The organism is Neorhizobium vignae (assembly GCF_000732195.1).
Classification (GTDB): domain Bacteria; phylum Pseudomonadota; class Alphaproteobacteria; order Rhizobiales; family Rhizobiaceae; genus Neorhizobium; species Neorhizobium vignae.
The window spans coordinates 597,692-620,140 of the sequence record NZ_JNNU01000002.1 but is presented as its reverse complement, the minus strand read 5'-3'; the positions used below and the strand labels follow the sequence as shown (position 1 = coordinate 620,140).

14 protein-coding genes and 1 pseudogene are annotated in these 22,449 nt (G+C 63.3%); all 15 read right to left on the bottom strand.

Annotated elements, in window-relative coordinates:
- Positions 1-3: 3 nt before the first annotated feature.
- Entirely contained in the window at positions 4-129 is a 126-nt protein-coding gene (locus tag GQ59_RS33275) for a hypothetical protein (protein WP_280114028.1), read from the bottom strand.
- Positions 129-368, bottom strand: coding sequence for a hypothetical protein (locus GQ59_RS03155; RefSeq protein ID WP_051903751.1), 240 nt, complete (start codon positions 366-368; stop codon positions 129-131). Before GQ59_RS03155 ends, GQ59_RS33275 begins: the two co-directional genes overlap by 1 nt.
- A pseudogene (locus GQ59_RS03150) lies at positions 365-1,422 on the bottom strand (DUF2332 domain-containing protein). Before GQ59_RS03150 ends, GQ59_RS03155 begins: the two are co-directional and overlap by 4 nt.
- 5 nt (positions 1,423-1,427) lie before the next feature.
- The gene (locus GQ59_RS03145) at positions 1,428-1,913 is read right to left on the bottom strand and encodes a MaoC family dehydratase (protein ID WP_037077269.1); all 486 of its coding nucleotides are present in this window, start codon (positions 1,911-1,913) and stop codon (positions 1,428-1,430) included.
- A gap of 135 nt (positions 1,914-2,048) precedes the next feature.
- Positions 2,049-3,995 (bottom strand): glycogen debranching protein GlgX, encoded by a 1,947-nt coding sequence (gene glgX, locus GQ59_RS03140; RefSeq protein ID WP_037077266.1) that lies wholly within the window; start codon positions 3,993-3,995, stop codon positions 2,049-2,051.
- Positions 3,996-3,999: 4 nt separating this feature from the next.
- Positions 4,000-5,628, bottom strand: a complete 1,629-nt coding sequence (locus GQ59_RS03135) for an alpha-D-glucose phosphate-specific phosphoglucomutase (protein ID WP_037077264.1) — start codon at positions 5,626-5,628, stop codon at positions 4,000-4,002.
- A gap of 2 nt (positions 5,629-5,630) precedes the next feature.
- The gene (glgA, locus tag GQ59_RS03130) at positions 5,631-7,088 is read right to left on the bottom strand and encodes a glycogen synthase GlgA (RefSeq protein WP_037077262.1); all 1,458 of its coding nucleotides are present in this window, start codon (positions 7,086-7,088) and stop codon (positions 5,631-5,633) included.
- Between the two features lie 6 nt (positions 7,089-7,094).
- Entirely contained in the window at positions 7,095-8,357 is a 1,263-nt protein-coding gene (gene glgC, locus GQ59_RS03125; protein ID WP_037077261.1) for a glucose-1-phosphate adenylyltransferase, read from the bottom strand.
- A 20-nt stretch (positions 8,358-8,377) separates the two neighbouring features.
- Complete coding sequence (gene glgB, locus GQ59_RS03120) at positions 8,378-10,588, bottom strand: 1,4-alpha-glucan branching protein GlgB (RefSeq protein ID WP_037077260.1); 2,211 nt, start codon at positions 10,586-10,588, stop codon at positions 8,378-8,380.
- Positions 10,588-13,050 (bottom strand): glycogen/starch/alpha-glucan phosphorylase, encoded by a 2,463-nt coding sequence (locus GQ59_RS03115; RefSeq protein WP_037077259.1) that lies wholly within the window; start codon positions 13,048-13,050, stop codon positions 10,588-10,590. The genes glgB and GQ59_RS03115 overlap by 1 nt, the downstream gene beginning before the upstream one ends.
- 199 nt (positions 13,051-13,249) lie before the next feature.
- Entirely contained in the window at positions 13,250-14,572 is a 1,323-nt protein-coding gene (locus GQ59_RS03110) for a TadE/TadG family type IV pilus assembly protein (protein ID WP_037078144.1), read from the bottom strand.
- 126 nt (positions 14,573-14,698) lie between these two features.
- Complete coding sequence (locus GQ59_RS03105; protein WP_037077257.1) at positions 14,699-15,580, bottom strand: transglutaminase family protein; 882 nt, start codon at positions 15,578-15,580, stop codon at positions 14,699-14,701.
- A complete protein-coding gene (locus GQ59_RS03100; protein WP_037077255.1) occupies positions 15,580-17,991 on the bottom strand; it encodes a circularly permuted type 2 ATP-grasp protein in 2,412 nt (803 codons plus the stop codon). The genes GQ59_RS03105 and GQ59_RS03100 overlap by 1 nt, the downstream gene beginning before the upstream one ends.
- 8 nt (positions 17,992-17,999) lie before the next feature.
- Positions 18,000-21,326 carry a transglutaminase family protein gene (locus tag GQ59_RS03095; RefSeq protein WP_037077254.1) on the bottom strand — a complete coding sequence of 1,109 codons (3,327 nt, stop codon included), beginning with the start codon at positions 21,324-21,326 and terminating at the stop codon, positions 18,000-18,002.
- 104 nt (positions 21,327-21,430) lie between these two features.
- Positions 21,431-22,393, bottom strand: a complete 963-nt coding sequence (locus GQ59_RS03090) for a quinone oxidoreductase family protein (protein ID WP_037077253.1) — start codon at positions 22,391-22,393, stop codon at positions 21,431-21,433.
- Between the last annotated feature and the right edge of the window lie 56 nt (positions 22,394-22,449).

Genomic DNA, 22,449 nt, shown 5'->3' with positions numbered 1-22,449 from the left:
GGATCACTCGCCGGGCTGGCGAGGTTTGTGCTTGCGGTCGAGATCCCACTCGTGCAGGCGCACGGCTATGTAGCCGATCAGGACGATGACTGCGGGCAAGACCACGGAGTAAAAAAACCAGAAATCCATCAGGCTAGTCTCCTGAGTGCTCGTCTTGCCAAGTAATGTAGTAGCACAGCGCTCAAAAGCCAACCGACGAGGCTGAAAATCATACGAGAACCGGACATAGTATTGAAAACTGCCAGATTGTAGACGTAGCCGGCAAGCGGTGTTGCAATCCCGACCGTGAAACAGGCCGTCGAGGCCCGATCCAGCGCGTTCGCCAGGAGCTTCGTCTGCTCGATCTCGGCGGGATTCAGGTCGCTCAAGCTTCCCAGCCCTTCCACCTTACCCAGCGGCCGTGGGGATCGATGCGGCCGAGTTCGCGGGTCTCGCCAGTCGGCCAGATCTGCAGACTGAGTGCTGCGCTGTCCGGATCGTCGTCCATTTCCATCTGCAGCCGGGCGAGTGGGGCATCTTCCGTCGCACGGCGGCCGGCTTCTGCGATGATTGTCTCGCCCACAGCGCGGGCGTCCGGCGGCAGGTATTGCCAGGCGATCGAATGGTAGACGACATGGACTGTGCCGGGCTCGAGTACCTTCAGCCGCTTGTCGCGCAGCCAGGCAAGCGCGTCGCCCTTTTCGACGAGAGCGGGGTGCTCTCTGGCGATCTGCAGCGCTGCTCGAGTGCGTTCCACCCGGTCCGCCTGGTCGGCCCAGATGTAGGACAGCAGTCGCAGGCTGTCTTGCGGGGAGTTCGGGTCGAGCGGGTTGAGGTCGCAGCCGGCGCGGTCCGTAATGGTGATCTCTACATCGGGCGGGGGCGGACCCTGCCAATCGGGCTTGAGTCGGCCAGCGAGGACGGATCGCCCCAGAGGAAACCGCCGAGATCGTAATGGTAGCGGTCCCAATTGAGATTGAGGCCCATGCTGGCGCCGAATTCCGACAGGATCAGCGGCTTGCCGAACAGATCGGTGACGGTGAGGAAGCCCGCGAGCAGGCTGCTCGACCGGCGCACCTCGTTGGTCTGCGGGGCGAAATTCAGGCGCTCGAGAATGAAGCCTTCATGGGTTTCGAAGGCCCTGGCGATCGCCATCCAAAGCACGTCGTCGTTCACATCGTTCGGCGGATAGGCTGCCTTCAGGCGATCGTCCTTGCCATCGATGACCAGCGCATGCAGGGCGCCGGCGAGGCGCGTCGGCACCAGGTCGCCGCGTGTGGCAGGATCTCCTTCCCAGCTCAAAATTCGCCTGCCCACTTCGGTCGATCGGTCGAGATGTTCGAGCATCAACTTGCCGAGCCGCGCCGTAAAAGGGGATCCGAGGATCTGGCCTCCGACAATCTGTTCCCGGAACGCCTGCCTGATTTCCTCTTCGGACGCCATGGCGGTTACACTCCTTCGGGCCGGTCTTTCGGATCGAACTGGATGATGGTGATCCAGATGGCGGTCAGCGCCGGTTTCCTCTCGTTCTCGATCTCGATCGAGATGTCGTAGGTGGTCATCAGCATGCCGGCGCCGCGGAAGCGGGTCTCGGCCAGCGTGAAATGGCCGCGGATGCGGCTGCCGCTTTTGACCGGCGACATGAAGCGGATACGGTCGAAACCGTAATTGATGCCCATCGTCTGTTCACGGATCCTCGGCACGCAGTCGAAGTTCATGGCAGACAGCAGCGACAGTGTCAGGAAACCGTGGGCGATGGTGCCGCCGAAGGGGCTTTCGGCAGCTGCCCTTTCCGGATCGACATGGATGAACTGGTGGTCGTGGGTGGCCTTGGCGAAGAGGTCGATCATCGGCTGATCCACCGTGAGCCAATCCGATACGCCGACTTCCGTGCCAACCAGACCCCCGACCTCGGTTAGCGAAATTTCACGCATGCGACCTCACTGATTTCTTCCCGAAAGCTGACGCAATTTCCGACGGAATACCGCTTGATACTTTCCCGGAACTGCTTTGATGGCTGGCGGACTTTACAGGGTTTGCCTTGGTTGGCGAGCGATTTTTGCGGTGCGTCAATCCTCGATGCAGAAACGGACCGAACGGGCGGGAAGCACCTGATTCCATAGCTCGCGGGAGGTAAAATGTTTCCATCCCCAGCCGGGAAGCGCGAAGCTTACCTGCTCGTGGCCGCGGTTGAAGAGAATGGCGATGCGGGTGTCTCTGTCGGTCTGCCGGTCGAGCGTCTTCAGCACCATGCCGAGCACCGGATTGCCGGGATTTTCCCAGTCGCCGATTTCCATGGGCTTTCCGGAGGCGGACAGCCATTCGACATCGCCGTTGCCGGTGAAGAAGGAGGTTTCCGAAAAGACCGCGAAGCGTTTTCGGAGCGCGGCGAGCATGGCGGTGTGTTCGATCAGCGTCTTGTCGATCTTGCTCCAGTCTAACCAGGTGATCGCATTGTCCTGGCAATAGGCGTTGTTGTTGCCGCGCTGGCTGCGCCCGGCTTCGTCGCCCATGGTCAGCATGACCGTGCCGCGGCTGGCAAACAGGGTGGAGAGCAAGGCCGCGACATCGCGGCGGCGATTCTCGTTGATGGCAGCATCGTTGGTCTCGCCTTCGATGCCGTTGTTCCAGGAAAAGTTTTCGCCGTGGCCGTCGCGGTTCTGTTCGCCGTTCGCCTCGTTGTGCTTATGCTCGTTGGAGACGAGGTCCATCAGCGTGAAGCCGTCATGGGCGGCGAGGAAGTTGACAGTGCGGCTGCGGCCGGATTTTTCGAAAATATCCGACGAGCCGGAGAGCCTTGTGGCGAGCGCGCCCGTCGTCCACTGGTCGCCACGCCAGTAGCGGCGCATGTCGTCGCGGGCGCGGTCGTTCCATTCGAGGAAGGGTTCCGGGAAATTGCCGAGCTGGTAACCCCCATGGCCGATATCCCAGGGCTCGGCGATCAGGATGCGGTCCTTCAGCGCCTCGTCGGAGATCATTGCCTTCAGCGTCTCTCCCTTGGCCTCGAAACCGCTTTCCGTGCGGCCGATGATCGGGGCGAGGTCGAAGCGGAAACCGTCTATGCCGGCATGGACGACGAAATGGCGGAGCGTGTCGATGATCAGCCGGCGGACATAAGGGTGGTCGCAGGCGACCGTGTTGCCGGTGCCGGTATCGTTGACCAGATGGCCGGGTTCGCCGTGGACATGGCGGTAATAGGAGCGGTTGTCGAGGCCGCGCATGGAGAGCGTCGCGCCAAAGCGGTCGCTCTCTCCGGTATGGTTGAAGACGAGGTCGAGGATGGTGCCGATGCCGGCCTGGTGCAGCGTTGCGACCGTCTCGCGCAGTTCCCTGATGCCGCCGGGGCAGAGGCGCGGATCGAGCGCCATGAAGGCGACCGGATTGTAGCCCCAGCCGTTGGTGAGGCAGAGCGGGGGAAGGTGGCGTTCGTCGATCCAAGCTGTGATCGGCATCAGCTCGATCGCATCGACGCCGATCTTCTTCAGGTGCGCGATGATCGAGGGATGGGCTAGGGCTGCGACCGTGCCCCGTTGTTTTTCCGGGATCGCCGGATGGAGCATAGTGAAGGGCTTGACCGCGACCTCGTAGACGAAGCCCCCCGGCGGCAGGATCGGACGGCCGATCTTGGCGAGCGGATCGCGCGTGACGACCGCCTTCGGCACCAGATCGGCGGTATCGACGCCGAACATCGAGAGCCGGGCGTCGTGGCGGAAGGGGCGGTCGAGCTCGCGGGCATAGGGATCGACGAGCAGTTTCGACGAATCGAACCAGGAGCCGTTGTCGGGATCGTAGGCGCCCCAGGCACGGTAGCCGTAACGGGCGCCGGCACCGAGCGCCGGCACCGAGATGCGATGAATGTCGTCGCGACCGCGCACCAGGCGGTGGCGGGCGGTTTCCCGTTTGCCCTCGGCATCGAAAAGGCAGAGTTCGATCCGCTCGGCATTGTGGGACCAGACGGCGAACTCGGCGCCGTCTGCTGTCAAGGTCACGCCGCCCTGGATCGTCGCTTTTGCCATAGGCTCACGTAATCACGGTAGGCTTGTCGCGGCCTGTCCTCCTGCGGAGGTCGGAAATCTGGTCGGCGACCGTGATGAGGTCGGCGAGCGCTTCCTGGGTGTCGATCGCGTGGCGGGACGCGTCCGGCTCGTAGCGCTCGACATAGACGCGGATCGTCGCGCCCGAAGTTCCGGTGCCGGAGAGGCGGAAGACGACGCGGGAGCCGCCTTCGAAGAGGATGCGGATGCCCTGGTTCTTGGAGACCGAGCCGTCGATCGGGTCGTGATAGGCGAAGTCGTCCGCGGTTGCGACTTTCAGAGCGCCGAAAGTCTGGCCGGGGAGGGTAGAGAGCTTTTCGCGCAGGGCTGTGATCAGGAGGTTGGCAGCGTCCGAATCGACCTCTTCGTAGTCGTGGCGGGAATAGTAGTTTCGGCCGTATTCGGCCCAGTGCGACTTGACGATCTCGGCGACGCTTTCGTTGCGGGCGGCCATGATGTTCAACCAGAAGAGCACCGCCCAGAGGCCGTCCTTCTCGCGCACGTGGTCGGAGCCGGTGCCGAAGCTTTCCTCGCCGCAGACGGTCGCCATGCCGGCGTCGAGCAGGTTGCCGAAGAATTTCCAGCCGGTCGGGGTTTCAAACATGCCGATGCCGAGCTTTTCGGCAACGCGGTCGGCGGCGGCACTGGTCGGCATCGAGCGGGCGATGCCGGCGATGCCGCGGGCGTAACCCGGCGCCACGGTGGCGTTGGCGGCGATGATCGCCAGGCTGTCGGAAGGGGTGACGAACATGCCCTTGCCGACGATCATGTTGCGGTCGCCGTCGCCGTCTGACGCGGCGCCGAAATGCGGTCCGCCGGGGCTCATCACGTCGTCATAGAGTTCCTTGGCGTGGACGAGGTTCGGGTCCGGGTGGTGGCCGCCGAAATCCGGCAGGGGAACCGCGTTGCGCACCGAGCCTTCCGGGGCGCCGAGGCGGTTTTCGAGGATCTGCCGCGCATAGGGGCCGGTGACGGCGCCCATCGAATCGATGACCACGTTGACGCCGCTGGCGATCAACGACCGGATCGACGGGAAGTCGAAGAGCTGTTCCATCAATTCGGCATAGTCGGCGACCGGATCGATCACCTCGACCGCCATGCCGGCGACGTCGAAGGTCCCGATCGCATCGAGATCGAGATCGGCGACCTCGGCGATCTTATAGGTATCGATGACCTTGGAACGGGCGAAGATCGCGTCGGTGATCTTTTCCGGGGCCGGTCCGCCATTGCCGATATTGTACTTGATGCCGAAATCCTCGGTCGGGCCGCCGGGATTGTGGCTGGCCGAGAGGATGATGCCGCCGAAGGCCTTGTACTTGCGGATGATGTTGGATGCGGCCGGCGTCGAAAGGATGCCGCCCTGACCGACCATGACCTTGCCGAAGCCGCTGGCGGCGGCCATCTTGATCGCCTTCTGGATGACTTCGCGGTTGTAGTAGCGGCCGTCGCCGCCGATCACCAGCGTCTGGCCTTCGAACCCCTCGAGGCTGTCGAAGATCGACTGGATGAAGTTCTCCGCGTAGTTTTCCTGCGCGAAGACCGGAACCTTCTTGCGCAGGCCGGAGGTGCCCGGCTTCTGATCCTGAAAGGGTGTCGTCGAAACGGTCTTGATCATGGTCATGATCCTTTTTTGGCAATGAGGGTCTTGTAGAGCTCGGCGTATAGCCCGGCACTCTTTTCCCAGGAGACGTCGGATTTCATGCCCTGCTTCTGCATCCCCGTCCAGACCTTCGGCTGATGGTAGAGGCCAACGGTGCGGCGAAGCGCCCGGCGCAGGTTGTCTGTGGTGACCGGCCCGAAGGAGACGCCCGTCGCGGCCTTGGAGGCGATTGCCGCGTGGCTGGCGTCGATGACGGTGTCGTTCAGGCCGCCGGTGCGGGCGACGACGGGAATGCAACCGTAGCGCAGGCCGTAGAGCTGAGTGAGGCCGCAGGGCTCGAAGCGGGAGGGGATGACGATCGCATCGCAGCCCGCCTGCATCAGGTGGGAAAGCGGCTCGTCATAGATGGAAAGAACGGCGACCTTGCCGGGATGGCGTTTTGCCGCGGCGTGGAAGGCGTTTTCGAGCGCCCGGTCGCCGGAGCCGAGCACCGCTAGCCGCCCGCCCATGCCTATGAGGTCATCAAGCGTTTCGGCCAGAAGGTCCATGCCCTTCTGCCAGGTGAGCCTCGAGATGACGCAAAAGAGCGGCCCGGCCTCGTGGTCGAGGCCGAAGCGTTCGGCGACCGCCCGCTTGTTCTCGGCGCGGGTCTTCAGCGTGGTGGCATTGTAGTGGGCCTTCACGGCGGGGTCGGTCGCCGGGTCCCAGATGTCGGCGTCGATGCCGTTGACGATGCCGTGGAGATCGCCCTGGCGGAGGGTCAGCAGGCCTTCCAGCCCCATGCCGAATTCGGGGGTGAGGATTTCCTCGGCATAGGAGGGGCTGACGGTGGAGATCGCCCAGCTCGTCTGCAGGCCGGCCTTCAGGAAACCGACGCCGCCGAAATATTCGACGCCCTCGATGCCGTAGGCATGGGCAGGAAGTTCGAGATAGGGGAAGATATCGGCGCCGTATTGGCCCTGGAAAGCGATGTTGTGGATGGTGATGAGGGTCGGCACTTCGGGTTCTGCGGAATAGCGCATATAGGCCGGTACCATCGCCGCCTGCCAGTCATGCACATGGACGACATCCGGTCGCCAGCCCTTTTCGCCGCCCGCCATCGCCCCTTGGGCGATCATGGCGCCGGCCTTGGAGAGGGCCGCGAAGCGCCGCCAGTTGTCAAAGTGGTCCTTGGATGCGGCGTCGACGTAGGGGCCGCCGGGCCGATCGAAAAAGGTCGGGGAATCGAGGATCAGGAGGTCGAGGCCCTGATACTCGACTTCGAGCACGTCGGCCCTGGCGCCGAGCAGGTTTTCGAAACTCAGACGGAGCTTGGCGTCCTTGACGACGCGCATCACCGCCGGATAACCGGGCATCAGCGTCTTGACCGAAACGCCATGCCCCTTCAGGGCAAGCGGCAGCGCGCCGGCCACATCGGCCAGCCCGCCGGTCTTCACGAGCGGATAGACTTCGGACGCGACCGAAAGCACTTGCATAAGACGTTACAGATCCAGTTTGTCGATCATTGCCTGGGTGATCAGGCAGATACCGGTTTCGGTGCGGCGGAAACGCTTCGCATCGAGTTCGGGATCTTCGCCGACCACCAGGCCTTCAGGAATGGTTACACCGTGATCGATGACGACATTACGAAGCTGCGCGCGTCGTCCGATCCTGACATTCGGCAGCACGACCGCGCCTTCGAGTCGGGAATAGGAATTGGCGCGCACCCCGGTAAACAGCAGGCTTCGATTGAGCGACGAGCCGGAAATGATGCAGTCGCCGGATACGACCGAGGAGGTCGCCGAACCACGGCGGTTTTCGTCGTCGTGGACGAATTTCGCCGGTGGGGTGATTTCCGCATAGGTCCAGATTGGCCAGGACTTGTCGTAGATATCCAATCCCGGAACGATTTCCGTCAGGTCGATATTGGCCTGCCAGTAGGCATCGACCGTGCCGGCGTCGCGCCAGTAGGGCTCACGCTCGAAATCGGAGCGGACGCAGCTATCGGCGAAACGATGGGCGACGGCTTTGCCGTGCTCGACGATATAGGGGATGATGTCTTTGCCGAAATCGCGGCTGGAGCCGGGGGTCTCCGCATCGCGCTTCAGGACGTCCATCAGGAACTTGGTGTGGAAGACGTAGATGCCCATCGAGGCGAGCGCGAAATCCGGATTGCCGGGAATGCCGGGCGGATCGGCGGGTTTTTCGACGAAGGCGATGATCTCGTCCTTCTCGTTGACATGCATGACGCCGAAACCGGTCGCTTCCATGCGCGGCACTTCCAGGCAGCCTACGGTGACCTGGGCGCCGCTGTCCACATGCTGCTGCAGCATGTATTCGTAGTCCATCTTGTAGACGTGGTCGCCGGCGAGGATGACCATGTATTCGGGCGCATAGGCTTCGATGATGTCGATGTTCTGGAAGACGGCGTCGGCGGTGCCTTCATACCATTGCGTCTCGGAGACACGCTGGGAGGCGGGCAGGATGTCGAAGCTCTCGTTGCGCTCGGGCCGGAAGAAGTTCCAGCCGCGCTGCATGTGGCGGATCAGCGAATGGGCCTTGTACTGCGTCGCCACCCCGATGCGGCGGATGCCGGAATTCAGCGCGTTCGACAGCGCGAAATCGATGATGCGCGCCTTGCCGCCGAAATAGACGGCAGGCTTGGCGCGGCGGTCGGTGAGTTCCTTCAGGCGACTGCCTCGGCCGCCGGCAAGCACATAGGCCATTGCATCGCGCGACAGGGGCTGAATTCTCTTTTCGTTCATCGTTTCCCTCCCAAGGTCCCTTATGCTTGTTCCAGTTCGAGCATGATCGTCGCCAGCGGCGGCAGCGTGACTTCGGCCTGAACGGTTCCTCCCGCGTTCACAGCCTGAACGCGACCGCCATTGCCTTTGCCGCTGCCGCCGTAGATCTCGGCGTCGGTATTCAAGATTTCCCGCCATCTGCCTTCGATTGGCAAGGGGATGCGGAAATTTTCACGGTAGACGGGCGTAAAATTGCTGATCACCGCCACCGGCTTTTCTCCCGGCGACATGCGCAGCCACGCATAGACGGAGTTTTCCGCGTCGTCGGCGATCAGCCACTGGAAACCTTCGCCCTCGCAGTCGCGGGCATGCAGCGCGGGCTTGGAGCGGTAACAGAAATTGAGATCGCGGACCAAACGGCGCATGCCCTCGTGCGGATGGTACTGGAGCAGGTTCCAGTCGAGCGAGCGGGCTTCGCTCCATTCGCTCCACTGGGCGAACTCCTGGCCCATGAACAGCAGTTTCTTGCCGGGATAACCCCACATGAAACCGTAATAGGCCCGCAGATTCGCGAATTTCTGCCAGTCGTCGCCGGCCATCTTGGCGATCAGCGAGCCTTTGCCATGCACTACTTCGTCGTGGGACAGCGGCAGGACGAAGTTTTCGGAATAGGCGTAGATGAGACCGAAGGTGAGTTCGTTGTGGTGATGTTTGCGGTGGATCGGCTCGCGTTGCAGGTAGCTCAGCGTGTCGTGCATCCAGCCCATGTTCCACTTGAAGCCGAAGCCGAGGCCCCCCTCGTGCACGGGATGCGAGACTTTCGGCCAGGAGGTCGATTCCTCGGCGATCGTCATCACGCCCGGATGGGCGCTATAGGAAAGCGAGTTCATCTTCTGCAGGAATCGCACCGCTTCGAGGTTCTCGCGCCCGCCATATTCGTTCGGCACCCATTCGCCCTCTTTGCGCGAATAGTCGAGATAGAGCATGGAGGCGACTGCATCGACCCGCAGGCCGTCGAGATGGAACTTCTCCGACCAGTAGAGTGCGTTGTTGACGAGGTAGGAAAGCACTTCGAGCCGGCCGAAATTGTAGATCGCGGTGTTCCAGTCCGGGTGGAAACCCTGGCGCGGATCGGCATGTTCGTAAAGTGCCGTACCGTCGAAGAAACGCAGGCCGTGGGCATCGGTCGGGAAATGCGCCGGCACCCAGTCGAGAATGACGCCGATGCCGACCTTGTGGCAGCCGTTGACGAAGCGGGCAAATCCTTCCGGCTCGCCGAAGCGGGCCGTCGGGGCGAAAAGCCCGGTCGTCTGGTAGCCCCAGGACGGATCGAAGGGATGTTCGGTGATCGGCAGGAATTCGATATGGGTGAAGCCCATGTCGGTGCAATAGGGTATCAGTTCCGAGGCAAGCTCGTCCCAGGAGAGGAAGGAGCCGTCCGGCTTTTTGCGCCAGGAGCCGGCATGCACTTCGTAGATCGAGATCGGCTGGCGGCGGTGGTCGGCCTTTTCCCAGAATTCGCGGTGGGCCGCGTCGTCCCATTTCTGGGAGAGTTCCGGCGCGGTGACCGAGGCGGTATCGGGGCGCAGTTCGGCCCGACGGGCGTAAGGGTCGGCTTTCAACGGCAGGACGGTGCCGTTCTTGCCGACGATTTCGAACTTGTAGGCGGCGCCCGGCCTGATGTCGGGGGCGAAGATTTCCCAGATGCCGGTATCGACGCGCAGGCGCATGACATGCCGCCGGCCGTCCCAGCCGTTGAAGTCGCCGACGACGGAAACGCGCTTGGCGTTCGGCGCCCAGACGGCGAAATGGAAACCTTCGACGCCCTCGTGTTTCAGGGCATGCGCGCCCATCTTGTCGAACAGGCGCAGATGCGAACCCTCGCGGACGAAATAGTCGTCCATCGGGCCGAGCACGGGGCCGAACGTATAGGGATCGGTGACGGCCCATTCGTCATCGCCGCGGCGGGCGCGGTAGCGGATGGGCTGCAGGTGGGTGGCGTTGACGAGGCCTTCGAAATATCCGGCTTCGTGTCGGCACGTCAGCTCGCCGAGTTCGGTGCCGTTCAGCGAAAGGGCGGTGACCGCTTCCGCTCCCGGTACGAAACAGCGGACCCTGAAACCGTCCCCGAGCTTGTGAAGCCCGAGGACGGCGAAGGGATTGGTATGCCTGCCTTCCAGAATCGCCTCGATCTCGGATAACGGTATTTCGCCAGGGGCTCTCCCGTCATCGACGCGCGGCGATTTTCTCATCAGGCTCTCCAGATTTCCGACGCATACTGACGAATAGTTCTGTCGGAGGAGAACCATCCCATCCGGGCGGTATTGCGAATTGTCTTAGAATACCAGGATTTAGGGTCGGACCAGATTTGGTCAACGTTGCGCTGGGCGTCCGCATAGGCGTCGAAATCGGCGGCGACCATGAACCAGTCGTGATTGTAGATGCCGTCGGTGAGGGCCGTGAAGCGGGAACGGTCGTCCGGCGAGAAAACGCCCGTGGCGATGGCGTTGAGCGCCTGGGCGAGTTCACGTGACTTCTCGATGATGGCGCGAGGCTGGTAGGTGTCGGAACGGACCTTGGCGACCTCGTCGGCGGTCATGCCGAAGATGACGATATTCTCCTCGCCGACATGATCGCGCATCTCGACATTGGCACCGTCGAGCGTGCCGATGGTCAGCGCGCCGTTCAGTGCGAACTTCATGTTGCCGGTGCCGGATGCTTCCATGCCGGCGGTCGAGATCTGCTCGGAAAGATCGGCGGCCGGAACGATGATTTCGGCGAGCGAGACGTTGTAGTTCGGCACGAAGACGACCTTGAGCAGGCCGCGGACGGCAGGGTCGTTGTTGATGACGCGCGCCACGTCATTGGCCAGCTTGATGATCAGCTTGGCGTTGTGATAGCTCGGCGCCGCCTTGCCCGCGAACAGTTTTACGCGCGGCACCCAGTCCATCTCAGGATGCGAGCGGATCTGGTCGTAGAGGGCGACGGCTTCGATGATGTTGAGCAGCTGGCGCTTGTATTCGTGGATGCGCTTGATCTGGATGTCGAACATCGCCGACGGATCGATGCGGATGCCCATGCGGCTGCCGACGAGGTTGGCGAGCTGCACCTTGTTGGCCCGCTTCACGGCGGCGAACTTCTCCTGGAAGGCCTTGTCGTCGGCATGGGCGTTGAGCCCCTGCAACGCATCCGTATTGTCGAGGAACTCGTCGCCGATCGCTTCCTGGATCAGCGAGGTGAGGCCCTGGTTGCATTGCATCAGCCAGCGGCGCGGGGTGATGCCGTTGGTCTTGTTGTTGATGCGGGCCGGATACATCGTGTGCAGGTCGGAGAACACCGTGACCTTCATCAGGTCCGTATGCAGGGCCGAGACGCCATTGACCGAATGGGAGCCGACAAAGGCAAGGTTACCCATGCGGACGCGACGGTCGCCGCTTTCGTCGATCAGCGAGATCGCGCGAATCTGGGTGTCGGAGAAGCTCTTCTGCTTGCGCGCCTCGATCAGGATCAGGGCGTTGATCGCATAGACGATCTGCATGTGGCGCGGCAGAAGGCGCTCGAACAGCGGGACCGGCCAGGTTTCCAGCGCTTCCGGCAGCAGCGTGTGGTTGGTGTAGGAGAAGGTCTGGCGGGTGACGGACCAGGCCTGCTCGAAATCCATGCCGTGAATGTCGGTCAGCAGCCGCATCAGCTCTGCGATCGACACGGCCGGGTGGGTGTCGTTGAGTTGGATCGCGACCTTTTCGTGCAGGTTCGTGAAGTCCGGATATTGCTGCAGGTGGCGGCGCAGGATGTCCTGAAGCGAGGCCGACGAGAAGAAGAACTCCTGGCGCAGGCGCAGTTCCTGGCCGGCCGGGTTGGCATCGGCCGGATAAAGGACGCGGGTCAGGCTTTCGGCCTTGTTGCTTTCGCGCAGCGCGCCGATATGGTCGCCGGCGTTGAAGGCGTCAAGCAGGATCGGGTCGATCGGCTGGGCCGACCAGAGGCGCAGGGTGTTGACGCGCTTTCCGCGCCAGCCGACCGCCGGCGTGTCATAGGCCATGGCGATGACGCGTTCGGCCGGCTTCCAGACGTAGCGCGGCGTCTCGTCGTAACCGCCGACGGTTTCGACCGTGCCGCCGTAACCGATCTCGTAGGAGCTCTCGCGGCGTTCGAATTCCCAGGGGTTGCCGTGGGCGAGCCAGCTTTCCGGAAGCTCGACCTGCCAGCCGTCGGCCATCTGCTGGCGGAACAGGCCGTGGACGTAGCGGATGCCGTAGCCGTAGGCCGGGATGTCGACGGTCGCCATGCTCTCCATGAAACAGGCAGCCAGACGGCCGAGACCGCCATTGCCGAGCGCGGCGTCGGGTTCGAGAACGGCGATCACGTCGATATCGACGCCGAGCGACGACAGCGCGTCGCGGATTTCCTGCATCAGGCCCATGTTGCTGACGGCATCGCGCATCAGGCGGCCGATCAGGAACTCGAGCGACAGGTAATAGACGCGCTTGCCGCCGGTCCGATAGACCTTGCGGGTCGATTCCATCCAGGTATCGATGATGCGGTCGCGCACCACCAGGATGGTGGCGGTCAGCCAGTCGTGCGGCTTGGCGACTTTCGCGTCCTTGCCGATACGGTAGGTCAGGCGCTCGATGATCTCTTCCGCCATGATCTCGGGACGGGAGCTGCGGGGGGCCGGTTGAGGAATTTCGACCGGAGAAGACGTGTTGTTCATATGTCGCCAACTTTCTGGGGAGCGGGAGGAAGGGCGTCCGATTCAGTCCATCTGGCAAGATGTATAAGGACAGTTTATGCACCGTTATGACACTGCGCAATGACCGATTTATCTTTGCGTGTATCGCTCGGACAAGACCAACGAAAAACGCCCCGCCGGTGAGGGCGGGGCGTCCTTGCGGCCTTTCCGGAAGGCCGGTTCAGTTGGTCAGGCGGGTGCCGGTCTGGGCAGCTTTGCGGGCGATCTCGCCGAAGCTTTCCACCAGCGTCGTCATGTTGGTCGGCTCGTAATAATATTCGGGGCCGCTGGAGCAGTAGTTGAGCAGCTTCTTGCCCCTGTCCGGCGCCATGAAGGCGATCGTGTAGATCTTGATGCCCTTTGCCATTTCCTCTTCCGTGAGCTGCTGCCCGTTCTTCAGCTTCAGCTTTGCGGCCTCCGTCAGGCCGTCGCTTTTCGCGTTCAGGCAGATGTCGCGAACTTTGGCGTCGATCGTCGAGTTCCAGGTCCCGCTGTTGCCGGTCATCTCGCCGTCGGTCATGAAGACGATGTAGCGGTCGAAATTGGTGTTGCCCTTGCCGTCATGGGCGGTCTTTTCGGTGGCGTTGGCATTCTTCAGAGCGTTCAGCGCATTGGTCAGCGCGCCGCTGGCGTCGGTGCCGCCAGACGGTGGTTCCGGCAGCTTCTTGACATAGCTGTCCACCAGGGAAGTGCCCCACTGGATGCTCTGCTGGGCCTTCGTCTGGTCGTCGTAGGAATCGGCGCCGACACGGATCAGTACATGGTTCGAATCGGCTTTTTCGAGTTCGGCGAACATGACGCCAGCGGCGGCCTTAAGCGACGCCATCTTCGTCATGTAGTTCGGCACTTCTCCCGTATGCCAGCCCTCGCAGGTCTTGGAATTCTTGTTGCCGCATTGGTATGGTCCGTAAACCCAGCCGGGCTTCGTCGGGGCGGTTGCGTTTACGGTGTTCGTGTCATCTGCCATCGAGCCGGATTCATCGAGCGCCAGGTACATGGAGAGGGCGTTGCCTTCGCGGCCGCTTGCGGCGACGCTTTCGACGCTGACGCGTGCGGTCTGGAAGCCGAGGAGCGAGGTCAGGCCGCTGAGCGGCACATCATAGCTCGACTTCATGCGGACCTCGTAGCTGGCAGCCGTCGTGGAATTGCCCGAGGAGGTTACCAATGTCTGGGTGTTCGCTCTGAGCTTGGCCTCTTCCGCAGCCAGCGCCTCAGCGGAAAGACCGGAATTCTTGAGCGCCTCTATCTTCTGGGCGATATACATGTCGGTGCCGAGCTTCTGGGCTTCCGCCGTCGTCATGGTGCCCTTGGCGGCCATGGCGGACGCCGCAGCGAGAGTGGCGCCGTCGGCCAGAGCCTGGAGCTGGTTCTTTTGATCCATCGCCTGCGTCAGATCGACCGCGACGCCGCCGACCGCCAACAGGACGGGAAGCATTGCAGCTGTCATGATACCGAAATTACCGGCGCGGTCCTTTGCCAGCCGCGCAAAAAGTGTGTGCTTCATCATTAGCCCCCAGGGTTCAATTCATTTGAACATCCCCGGTGTATTCCTGGCGGGTGTAGGAAGGCCTAAATCATTCGCTGCAATTTTACGAAATGATAAGAATCAGCGCCAAAACGGAGCGGGATTTCAGGATTTCAGCGGAATGACGTCCACTGCCTGCACGGCGTTCTGATTTCCGTAACCCTTGAGCATGCCGATGACCGGGGCGACGTCGGAATAGTCGCGGCCGTAACCGACAACGATATGGTCGCTGCCGGCCGGAATGTTGTTGGTCGGATCGAGTTCGACGTAACCCATGGTCTCGCCGCACCACACCCGTACCCAGGCATGCATGGCGTCGGCGCCTTCGAGGCGTTCCTTGCCCGGCGGCGGAATGGTGCGCAGAAAGCCGCTGACATAACCGGCCGGAATGCCGAGGCTGCGGAGCGCCACGATCATGATATGGGTGAAATCCTGGCAGACGCCGCGCTTCAGCCTAAAGGCCTCCTTCGGCGTCGTATCGACCTCGGTCGCCTTGGCGTCGTAGGTAAAGTCCTTGTGGATGCGGGCGCAGATGCCAAGCGCGATCTCCAGCACGGTCTGGCCGGGCTTGATGATCTCGCGGGCATAGGCGGCGATCAGTGGTTCCTCGGCAAGGCGCGGGCTTGCGCCCGTCAGGTGATGCGGGGAGGCGGCATCGACCGACCAGAAATCCGCCAGTTCGTCGCCCAGCGTCGCCAGTTCCGGCGACAGGTCCGCTGTCATCGAGGTGGTTTCCACCATGACGCGCGCCTGCATGCGGATGTCGAGCGTTTCGTGCGGCGCACGCAGCAGCACGGACGTTGCCTGCTGGCCGAAAAAATCGATGAATGTGGTCCGCTCGTCGGCCTGCGGGCCGACGGTGATCGAGCCGGCGATCAACCGCTGCCGGTCGGGCAGGGAGAGCGGCAGGAGGCGGATCACGTGGCGGGCGCCCGAGGCCGGCACGTCGTAGGTATAACCCATGTGAAGGGAGAGATCGTAAAGCATCAGCTGAAATAAGTCTGGCCGAGGATATCGGACAGCTTCTCCATTTCCAGTTCGATCTTCTGGTAGGTATCGTCGTTCATGGCCTCCGGGGTCATCACCGCAAGGCCGGAATGCAGCCGCATCGCCTCGCGGTAGAAGGGCGACATCTGGCCGTTGACGAAGGCGTTCGGCAATTGCTCCACCTCGGTGCGGATTTCGTTCAGCTGGAACAGGATCGAGCGCGGGTTCAGGGGATCGAGCGCCAGGAGGTCGGCGACCGTCAGCCTTGCCGTATTGACGTTGTAGCGGCGTCGGTGGGTCATGACGCTGTCGCCGATCTCGAGCAGCATGTCGAGCGAGCCATCCGGCGCGTCGGGGCCTGACATGTGGCCGAGCAGCCGGGTCATGTGCATGCCGCGCTCCAGGTGGCGGCCGATCGACAGGAAACGCCAGCCGGTGAAACGGTACATGTTTTCATGCACCAGACCGGCAAAGCCGGCAAGCTTGCGCAGGAGCACGGTCATCGCATGCGAGGCGTCGTCGCCCGCATGGACGATTTCGTGGAAGCGGCGGGCGGTCTTGGCAAGGTCGGTCAGCGCCAGCCAGCCGTCCGGGGAGAAACGGTCGCGAATGTTGCTCGCCGAATAGATGGCGCTGTCGATGTTGCGCAGAAGCGATGCCGGCACCGCCTTGGTCATCTCGACATCGATGCCCTTCAGGTAGCGGGTGACATCGGCCAGAAGCGGTGCGTTGGGATCGGCAGACTCCGCATACCGCAGGTGCCAGGCGCGCAGAATGCGCAGGGCGCCTTCGGCCCGCTCGATATACCGGCCGAGCCAGTAGAGATTGTCGGCCGCGCGGCTCGGCAGGCTGCCCGGCATGTTGCGGGTGAAACTTTCCTCGGGCGGCAGGAGCGTCGCCCTTGCGACCGGCTTGTCGCTGACGATCCAGACGTCGGCGGCGGCCCCGCCCGACTGCATGGCGATCGCCGCCACGTCGTCGCCGGCGCCGATGCGGGCAAAGCCGCCCGGCATGATCTGCCAGCCGTGTTCCGTGCGGGCGGCAAACACCCGCAGCGACATCGGCCGAGGAGTGAGCTTGCCGTTGACGTAAGCGGGCGTGGTCGAAAGCGTCACGACCTCCTGGCCGACCAGCTTGGCGCCTTCGGTCGCAAGCCAGTCGCCGACCGTGTCCCTCGCCGTCTTGCGCAGCGACGAGCCGAGTACCGACTGGCCGTTGTCGTCGAAGAAGGGCAGCCGGGAATAGGCAGGCCCGATGACCATGCGCTCGATATTCTTGGCGACGTGCTCGCGTTCCTTTTTCTGCCCGCACCACCAGGTGGCGATCGAGGGCATGATCAGGTCCTCGCCGATCAGCCGCCGACAGACGGTCGGCGCGAATGCCAGCAGCGCGCGGGTCTCTAGAATGCCGGAGCCGAGCGCGTTGACGAAGGTGAGCGCGCCGGCACGCAGCGCCTGCACCATGCCGGGGGTGCCGATATGGGAGTGCTGGTTGAGCTCGAGCGGATCGGCGTAAGCCGCGTCGAGGCGGCGCCAGAGTACGCCCACGGGCTTGAGGCCGGCCACGGTGCGGACCATGACGCGGTCGTTGACGACGGTAAGGTCTTCGCCTTCGAGCAGCATGAAGCCGAGATAGCGGGCGATATAGGCGTGCTCGAAATAGGTCTCGTTGGCAGGGCCCGGCGACAGGACCGCGATGCGGTCCTCCGGGTTCTGCTTGTGGGATTGCAGCGCATCGCGGAAGGCGCCGAAGAAGGAGGCGAGGCGGTGGACATGCGATTCGGCATAGATGTCCGAAAAGGCGCGGGTGGTGGCGACGCGGTTTTCGAGCGCGAAACCGGCGCCGGACGGCGCCTGGGTGCGGTCGGCAAGCACCCACCAGTTGCCGTCCGGTCCGCGGCCGATCTCGAACGAGCAGAAATGCAGGTAATGGCCGCCGACCGGCTTGACGCCCACCAGCGGGCGGAGGAATTCGGCGTTTCCGGCGATCAGCGCCGGCGGCAGGAAACCCTCCTGCACCAGCTTGTTGTCGCCGTAGATATCGGCGATCAGCGCCTCCAGAAGATCGGCGCGCTGGGTCAGGCCCTTGCAGACAGTCTCCCATTCTCGGCCGTCGATGAGGACAGGCACGTGGCTGATGGGCCAGTTGCGCTCGCCGCTGCCCTGGGCGCCGTACGTGCGGTAGAAGACGCCCGCATCGCGCAGGTAACGGTCGGCACGGGCGAAACGCTCGCGGCGCTCGTGCTCGGTCATGCGGCCGAGATGGGAGATCAGGTTGCGCCAGACCGGCCGGATCTGGCCGTTCGCATCGAGCATCTCGTCGGCAACGCCGGGCAATGCGGCATAACCGAGAAGGGGATCGCCAGCGATCCCCCCTTTTGCCTTGCGTTCGGTTGCCGGTGCCTTGGACATCGGGCGTTTCAGACTCCTTGCGGCCGGCGCAGATCGAGCGTCAGCGGAAATTCGGGCGAGGGCGTTTCGGCCAGAAGCGTATAACTTCCAGCGGTATGACCCCATGGTTCAAACCGGGCGAGTCGGCGTGCTTCCGCCTCGTTGCCGTTGACCGGGAAGGTGTCATAACTACGCCCGCCCGGATGGGCAACGTGATAGATGCAGCCGCCGATCGAACGGCCGGACCATGTATCATATATGTCGAATGTCAGCGGCGTATTAACCGGCAGGACCGGGTGCAGGCCGGCCGACGGCTGCCAGGCCTTGAAGCGGACGCCGGCAACCGAAACGCCGGACGTGCCGGTGCTCTTGAGCGGCACGGCGCGGCCGTTGCAGGCGACGGTGTAGCGGGACGGATTGGCGGTTTCGAGCCGAACCTGGAGGCGTTCGACCGACGAATCGACATACCGCACGGTGCCGCCAATCGCACCCTGTTCGCCCATCACGTGCCAGGGCTCGAGAGCCTGGCGAAGTTCCAGCTTTGAGCCTTCGTATTCGACCTCGCCGAAGAAGGGGAAGCGGAATTCGAGTTGTGCCTCGAACCATTCGGGACGCAGGTCGAAGCCGTTTTCGCGCAGGTCCTGAAGGACGTCCATGAAGTCGGCCCAGACATATTGCGGCAGCATGAAGCGGTCGGCGAGCGCCGTGCCCCAGCGCACGAACCGGCCCTGCAGCGGGTTCTTCCAGAAGCGGGCGATCAGCGCCCGGACCAGCAATTGCTGGGCAAGCGACATGCGGGCATTCGGCGGCATCTCGAAGCCGCGGAACTCGACGAGGCCGAGGCGGCCGGTCGGGCCGTCCGGCGAGAACAGCTTGTCGATGCAGATTTCCGACCGGTGGGTATTGCCGGTGACATCGGTCAGAAGGTTACGGAAGAGCCGATCGACCAGCCATGGAAGCGGTGGCACGCCCTGGCCGGGGGCCGGCACCTGGGCGAGCGCGATTTCCAGCTCGTACATCGAATCGTGGCGGGCCTCGTCGATGCGGGGCGCCTGGGAGGTCGGGCCGATGAACAGGCCGGAGAACAGGTAGGAGAGCGACGGGTGGCGCTGCCAGTGGAGCACCAGGCTCTTCAACAGGTCGGGGCGGCGCAGGAACGGGCTGTCGTTGGGATTGGCGCCGCCGACCACGACATGGTTGCCGCCGCCGGTGCCGGTGTGGCGGCCGTCGATCATGAATTTGTCGGCGCCGAGGCGGCTCTGGCGGGCCTCCTCGTAGATCGCGGTGGTGGTCGCCACCGTTTCCTTCCAGCTCGCGGCCGGATGGATGTTGACCTCGATGACGCCCGGATCGGGCGCGACGCGGATGACGTTGATGCGCTCGTCGTGGGGTGGCGCGTAGCCCTCGATATGGACGGCGAGACCGAGTGCGGTCGCGGCGTTTTCGGCAGCGGCGATCAGTTCGAGATAGTCCTCGATCTTTTCCACCGGCGGCATGAAGACGCAGAGCCGGCCGTCGCGGGCTTCGACCGAAATTGCGGTGCGCACCGCGCCGCCGATCTCGCCGAGGGTTTGTTCGACGCGGCCGGGATTGGCCGCGTCACCCGCCTTGAAGGAGGATTCGGGCATGGCGCGGCCGGCCGGGACGATCACGTCCGGCAGTGGCTGGCGGGGGATGGAGGGGTCGGCCTCGTGGATATAGGGAAATTGCGAGGGCGGGACGTAAGGCAATGTGCCGAGCGGCAGGCGGTAACCGACCGGGCTGTCGCCGGGCACCAGGAAGATGCGGCCGCGGCGGGTGCGCCATTTCTCGCTGATCCAGCGCTTGCCGGTCGCCTTCGCGTTCCAGGCCTGGACCGGCAGGACATAACCGCTCGGGCTGGTCAAGCCGCGTTCGAAGACGCGGGCGATGCGGTTGCGCTCTTCCGGGTCCTTGAGCTTGGAGTTGGACGGATCGACATTGTCCGGCAGCGAGCCTTCCTTGATGATCCATTCGGCCGGGTCCTCATAGGCCGGCACGACCATGTCGGGGGTGATGCCGAGTTCGGTGGCGATGCCGGTGAGCAGCCTTTCCGAATCCTGCTCGCCGACGCCGTAATTGCGGCCTTCCTCGGCGACGAGGTCCGGATTGCTCCAGATCGGCCGGCCGTCCTTGCGCCAGTAGAGCGAGAAGGTCCAGCGCGGCAGGCTTTCGCCCGGATACCACTTGCCCTGGCCGTAATGCAGGAAGCCGCCCGGCGCGAAACGCTCGCGCAGCTTGCGAATCAGGATGTCGGCCTTTTCGCGCTTGGTCGGGCCGACTGCATCGGTGTTCCATTCGCCGGATTCGAAATCGTCGATCGACACGAAGGTCGGCTCGCCGCCCATGGTCAGGCGCACGTCCTGCGCCTTCAGCACGCGGTCGACCTGTTCGCCGAGGTCGTTCAGCGCATCCCAGGACTCGTCGGAGAAGGGTTTGGTGATGCGCGGATGTTCGGCGACCCGGTTGACCTTCATGTCGAAGGCGAAGGAGGTTTGCGCCTCGCCGAAATAACCGCCGGAGATCGGCGCCGCGTTGCGGAAATGCGGCGTGGCTGCCAGCGGGATATGGCTTTCGCCGGTCAGAAGCCCGGAGGTCGGGTCGAGGCCGACCCAGCCGGCGCCGGGAAGATAGACTTCCGCCCAGGCGTGCAGGTCGGTGAAATCGACTTCGGTGCCGGAGGGGCCGTCGAGCGCCTTGAGGTCCGGGGTCAGCTGGATGAGGTAACCGGAGACGAAGCGGGCGGCGAGGCCGAGATGACGCAGGATCTGCACCAGCAGCCAGCTGGTGTCGCGGCAGGAGCCTAGTGCCGAGGTCAGCGTCTGTTCCGGCGTCTGCACGCCGGGTTCCATGCGGATGACATAACCGATCGCCTGCTGCAGGCGGGCGTTGATGCCGACCACCATATCGACCGTCGGCTGGCCGGGGGACATGTCGAAGGTCTTCAGGTAATCGACCAGCGCCGGTTCCGGCGGCTCCGGCACCATGTAGATCGACAGGTCCTCGACCAGTTCCGGCGGATAGCTGAACGGCCATTTCATTGCATCCTCTTCGACGAAGAAGTCGAAGGGATTGTAGACAGTCATGTCGGCGACGAGATCGACCTCGATCTTGAACTCGGTGACCGGATCCGGAAAGACGAATCGGGCGAGGTAGTTGCCGTAGGGATCCTGCTGCAGGTTCACGAAGTGGTTGGACGGCGTCACCTTCAGCGAATGGCTGAGCACCTTGGTGCGCGAATGGGCGGCCGGTTTGAGGCGGATGATCTGCGGTCCGAGACGGACGGGCTTGTCGTACATGTAATGGGTAAGGTGGTAGATACTCGCCTTGATCGACATACTGCCCCTTTGGCTGCCCCTTGCCGGCCTTTACGCTGGCCGATCGATGATCGTTGCACGGATTTTGTGCGCTGCACGAGAATAATGCAAGGCGGATTTGGAGCTTATCCTGCACCCGCGATCAACACGGTGCGTGCATTGCTGTCGTTCCACGTCCAGGCCTGCGCGACGTCGGACAGGGCAGCCGTCCTCGTTGCGATGCGGAAGCCGCCGGTCAGGGTGGCGCCGAGCAGCCCGTCGATCGAAGCGAAAAGGCGGTCGAGCGGAATGCTGCCGATGCCGCTGCCCATCAATTCGATCGCCGACGAGCGCAGGACGGCGCTCGGCAGGGTGATGTCCGAGCCGCTGACGGAGCCGACCTGGACGAAACGGATCGGTACCGACTCCGCTCCCGCCTTGGCTGCGGCAGTCAGCAGGGTTTGCGCACTGAGGCCCCAGAGATAGTCGATGACGATGTCCACGCCTTGCGCGAATTCCTGCTTGAAGGCCTTCTCCAAGGCCGCGTCATCCTCGACGAGCGGGATCGTCACATCGGCACCGATATCTGCGAGCTCGCGCAGTGCTTCGGTATTGCGGCCCGTGGCGATGACCTTCTTTGCGCCCAGATATTTGGCGATCTGCACGGCAAGACGTCCGGACGCACCGGTGGCGCCGTTGACCAGCACGGTTTCGCCGGGCTGGAGGCGGGCGCGTTCCTTATAGGCGGCCCAGGACGACATGCCGGGATTGGCGATGGCCGCCGCCGTCACGTCGTCGAGATCGTCGGGCAGCACCAGGCACTGGCCGGGCGGGACAAGCGTCTTTTCAGCCATGCCGCCGTAGGGCGCCGAGGGCATGACGAAATAGACCCGCTCGCCGCTATCCAGCCGCCCAACGCCATCGATACCGGGAATGAAGGGGAAAAGGCCGGAGGAACTGTAATGTTTGCCCGAGGCCCGGCTTCGAGTGACCTGGCTGATGGCCGAGGCGGTGACCGTCACGCATTTCCTGTCCGATGACGGTACCGGTTCTGCGAAGTCTCCATAGACAGGCGCTTGCCCGGATGCTTGTACGATGGCCGCTTTCATGGCGGTTTTCCTTTCGATGTCAGAATTTATGTGTATAATGCACATATATAAGGAGA

Coding starts and splice junctions, on each gene's coding strand:
- GQ59_RS33275 (WP_280114028.1), bottom strand. CDS start 129: ATGGATTTCTGGTTTTTTTACTCCGTGGTCTTGCCCGCAGTCATCGTC.
- GQ59_RS03145 (WP_037077269.1), bottom strand. CDS start 1,913: ATGCGTGAAATTTCGCTAACCGAGGTCGGGGGTCTGGTTGGCACGGAA.
- glgX (WP_037077266.1), bottom strand. CDS start 3,995: ATGGCAAAAGCGACGATCCAGGGCGGCGTGACCTTGACAGCAGACGGC.
- GQ59_RS03135 (WP_037077264.1), bottom strand. CDS start 5,628: ATGATCAAGACCGTTTCGACGACACCCTTTCAGGATCAGAAGCCGGGC.
- glgA (WP_037077262.1), bottom strand. CDS start 7,088: ATGCAAGTGCTTTCGGTCGCGTCCGAAGTCTATCCGCTCGTGAAGACC.
- glgC (WP_037077261.1), bottom strand. CDS start 8,357: ATGAACGAAAAGAGAATTCAGCCCCTGTCGCGCGATGCAATGGCCTAT.
- glgB (WP_037077260.1), bottom strand. CDS start 10,588: ATGAGAAAATCGCCGCGCGTCGATGACGGGAGAGCCCCTGGCGAAATA.
- GQ59_RS03115 (WP_037077259.1), bottom strand. CDS start 13,050: ATGAACAACACGTCTTCTCCGGTCGAAATTCCTCAACCGGCCCCCCGC.
- GQ59_RS03110 (WP_037078144.1), bottom strand. CDS start 14,572: ATGAAGCACACACTTTTTGCGCGGCTGGCAAAGGACCGCGCCGGTAAT.
- GQ59_RS03105 (WP_037077257.1), bottom strand. CDS start 15,580: ATGCTTTACGATCTCTCCCTTCACATGGGTTATACCTACGACGTGCCG.
- GQ59_RS03100 (WP_037077255.1), bottom strand. CDS start 17,991: ATGTCCAAGGCACCGGCAACCGAACGCAAGGCAAAAGGGGGGATCGCT.
- GQ59_RS03095 (WP_037077254.1), bottom strand. CDS start 21,326: ATGTCGATCAAGGCGAGTATCTACCACCTTACCCATTACATGTACGAC.
- GQ59_RS03090 (WP_037077253.1), bottom strand. CDS start 22,393: ATGAAAGCGGCCATCGTACAAGCATCCGGGCAAGCGCCTGTCTATGGA.